Origin of the sequence: Reichenbachiella sp., assembly GCF_039944555.1 — a bacterium.
GTDB lineage: Bacteria > Bacteroidota > Bacteroidia > Cytophagales > Cyclobacteriaceae > Reichenbachiella.
Genome location: NZ_JBDUYN010000010.1, coordinates 1 through 4263 on the forward strand (window position 1 = coordinate 1; position 4263 = coordinate 4263).

1 protein-coding gene is annotated in these 4263 nt (G+C 44.4%); it reads right to left on the reverse strand.

The window, feature by feature from the left end:
• On the reverse strand, positions 1–4263 hold a 4263-nt coding region (locus tag ABJD64_RS17320), incomplete at both ends, for a hypothetical protein (protein WP_348181980.1).

Here is a 4263-nt window from a genome sequence, read left to right on the forward strand (position 1 = left end):
GGTACCACCGGCTACGGTTGTACCTGCATACCACTGGAAGGAGTAGTTGGCTCCATCATTGGCATCGAGAGCCCAGTTGATGATACCGTTTCCTTGATTTACCGTAGCATCACAACTGGTATCGATAGTATTGAGCGATAGGGTGATGGTCGGATCTGAGGTATTGTCCAGAATTTCATACTCAAACAAAGGAGTCTCACAACCATTAGATTGTCTAATTCCTTTAGCATAATAAGTACCTGCGGTTCTTCCAGAGAGGGAAGCACCAAGGAACCCTCCAATTACGGTAGTGGCATCAGACTGGTACCAGGTGAAAATATAATCAGCAACGTTATCGGTAATTTCGGCATCAGCGATCACAATTTGTCCCGCCGTCGTGGCATTACAGTTGGTGATGTGTGTAATTGTACCGCCTGTGATGGCATGTAATTCAGGCACATGATTGACTGTATAGGTTACTGATTCTACACATCCATTAGATGCCGGTCCGGCTAAGCCCAATCTATAAATGTCTAATACATAATCTCCCGGATCCAGGCTATTTATTGTTGAAGACAATACGTTGGTGTTGATCTGTATTTCATCGGCACCAAAGGTTTGAGCACCAGATACATACCATCTGAATTCAAAATTGTTAAGTTGAATAAGGTCATCAGCATTTTTCTTGCCATTGACTGTAATACTGCCGTTACCGCTAGGTAAGCCAATCGGGAAATTGGCAAAATCACAGATCGTGTTATCGGTTATGGTAAAATTGTCAATAATAGGCGTATAAGCACGCTGCTCAATGACATCAGTTGACGCCGCAGAATAACATTGTCCACCACCGAGTTGACCAGCTCTTTCTCTTGCAACAGCTGTATATGTACCGGCTGGAAGCCCGGTAAATTCAACGAGGTCATCTGCATTGGTAACTGTGGTGCCAGAGATAATGGTAGCCCCAGTATATCCTGGAGGAACGCCAGCTCCTGTGAAGAGGTAAATATCATAAAGTCTAATGTCATCTACTAAGCCATCTCTACTTCCAGGTGTAGTATCATCACCAGTAATACTGGCGATTGTAGCAAATGCTCCCGTGGACCCTCCTGTAATTACGTCTCCAACCGCAAATGTGCCAGTTGCAGTTGAGATTTGCATAGTAGTTGTTCCGTTGTCAAAACCAACTACACCGGTAGCAGTACTTGGAGCTCCTGTCACGATCTCACCATCGTCGAATGTGCCGGTCAATGTGTTGTAAGTAATCGTAATATTATCACCCATTCCTACTCTCGCCACACCATTATCAGGACATTCTTCTACATGCTCGATGGATAAGGTAGTCGTGGCCTGTTGACCATTGAAAGGAAGGTCGAACACTTGTTGATATATACATCCTGTGGTTAAATCCTCCATTAATAAAGAATAAAGCCCGGATGGGTAGCCATTACCAGATCCTGCAACACCGAGCGAAGCGTAAGCGCTCGTTGCTGTTCCATTGACTGAAGCAGCATTAGTCGTCAATTCAGTTCCTGAGCCGTCAGTATAATCATCAGAACCGGCATACCATGATAAGGCCAGGTTATTACCGTTGGGGTTAGTTGTAATGTTCGCAATTATTATCCCATCATTGGCATTACATGAACCAGGAACATTACCAATAATTCCAGATATCGGTTGTGTGCCAAATGCTCTTATGTCTGCAGTTGGCTGTTTGTTGGAAACCTCATCCACAATTTGAATGGTTGTCAACGGACTGGCACATCCTGAGCTAGTTTCGGTAACCACTACAGTATAGTATCCAGCTATCTGATTACTCAATGTTCCCGTTGTTTCTCCAAGTGCAGCAGCTGAATTATCCTGACCTTCGTGCCAAGAGTAACTGTAGGCAGGAGTGAAGCCAATAGGTATGCCGCCTCCATCAGAATAGGTTAAGGCATTGAGTGCAACTGCCGCTTGGCCGTTAGGAGTACAATTCGTTTGATCCGTATCACTTGGTGTTAGCGTTACTACCGGAGTGGCTCGTCTTATGATTACCTCGTCAGTACCAAAACAGTTCGTGGTATTGTTCGTAATCTTTACAGTATACGTACCATCAGGAAGGTTACTGATAATGTGATCATTTCCTTGGGCATCTTGAGTTGCCGTAGCACCTGTGATAGCAGCAGGAAGCAAGTTGGTGGCAAGCGTATTAGACCCCTTAAACCACTCAATGGTAAACCCTACATTTGCAGCTACTCCTGCTCCATCATAATTCAATATGTTTCCTGTGACTTGACCCGTTGGGTTGGATGCGTCACAAGCAAAATCGTCTTGGGTTACAGAGGCGGTAGGAGTTATTGCAGGTAGATTGTCACTCACAGATATTGTTAATTCAGTCGATGCACAACCTGTTGTATTGTTGGTCACTACTACAGTATAATCACCCGCATCAAGATTACTTATACTTCCGACCGTATTGTTAATAGCGACGGTTCCTGTACCAGCTGAACCTCCTTTTTGAGCTAGAATATTGGTTCCTGCACTGATCAAATTACTCACATTGACAGAACTTCCGAAGTACCAAGCATAAGAGTAGTTTGTATAATTATTGGCTCCATCGATTAAACCTAGTCTTATGGCTCCATTTGGATATGTGGTTGCTCCAGAGCAGCTGGTATTTTCAGTGACAACTACTTCTGTACCGATTGTTGTTCCAAGTGTTCCATCGACGTTCGGAAGAGTTAATGTTTCGGTAATTGTAAATTCCCGAGATTGTGTACAACTCGTAGTTTCATCGGTGACAAGTGCAGTGTAGGTACCAGCTGGTAGTTTACTAGCAGTCGCTGCATTTACACCAGTGAGTGTAGATAAGGTTACCTGATCGTAAGTAGGGTTAGCTGTCATCGGAGCAACTCCTAGTTTGTTGGCCGCATTGGTATTTTGTCCGACGAAGAACTCATAGGTGAAAGTATGTCCTCCCGGATCAGAGGCAGTAATGGTAGAACTACCTGATGGATCACCAGAACAGTTGATTTGATCAGAGACCGGCGTTTCACCCATGGTGATGACCTCCAGGCTTTCTGTCACAGTCACCACTACGGCTGCAGACAGACATCCGGTAGCAATGTTGGTTGCTTCCACGGTGTAATCACCGGTATCGAGCCCTACAATGTGGTTGGTAGTAGCCCCTGATACGTTGATGGCAGTTGCGGTAGCACCTTTTTGAGTACCGATATCAGAGCCATTGGCGATGACGGTTCCTGTATTTGAGTTACCGATATACCAAACATAGTTAAAGTCGTTGACTGCATCGGTATCAATACCGGTAGTCACGTTTTTCAATTCAATTGCACCATTGGCATAGGCCGTACTTCCCAGACAAGCACTCACTTCGGTGACGTCTACGTCCGCCGGGTCATTGGTAATATCGATGACCGGAATATCGGTAAGATTTTCAGTGATGGTAAATTCAAGGCTTTCAGTACAGCTTGTTAAATCGTCAGTGGCTAATGCAGTATAGGTACCTGCTGGTAAGTCTGCAATCGTAGCTGCATTACTCGTAGTTGCATTGGTTATGGTTACCTGATCGTATGTTGGATCTGCATTCAAAGGGGCAATGCCCAGTTTGTTGACCAAATTTGTGTTACTTCCAACAAAGAACTCGTAGGCGAAAGTATGCCCACTTCCGGTTGCTGTTATTATGGTTTCTCCATTTGGATCACCAGTACAGTTGATTTGGTTAGAGACCGGAGTTTCCCCCATGGTGATGACCGTAAGATTTTCTGTTACCTGTAATGTAAGTTCAGCGGAGATACATCCAGTCACTTTATTAGTAGCTTCAACAGTATAGAATCCAGCATTCAACCCAACAATTCTATTGGTTGTTGCTCCTGATACATTGACTGTTGCGGCCGGAGTTTCTCCTTTTTGAGTGATAATGTCAGTACCATTTGTAATAACTGTTCCAGCATTGGATGTCCCGATGTACCAGGTGTAATTGTAATGATTGAATGGATCGGTATAGCCGGTACTTGTTACGTCGCTCAATTCAATAATACCATCTGGGAAAGCAACATTGCCCTCACATCTTTGAACCTCAGTAATTGTCACATCTGCTGGCTGAGTATTATCGATTACTGGCGTAGAGAAATTCTCTACGATATCAAATTCAAGGCTTTCGGTACAATTGGTAGTTTCATCAGTAACCAGTGCGGTATAAGTACCTGCAGGCAGGTTAGCTGCGGTAGCAGCATTGCTGGTAGCGGTGTTGGTCAATGCTACCTGATCGTAAATAGGGTTGGATAG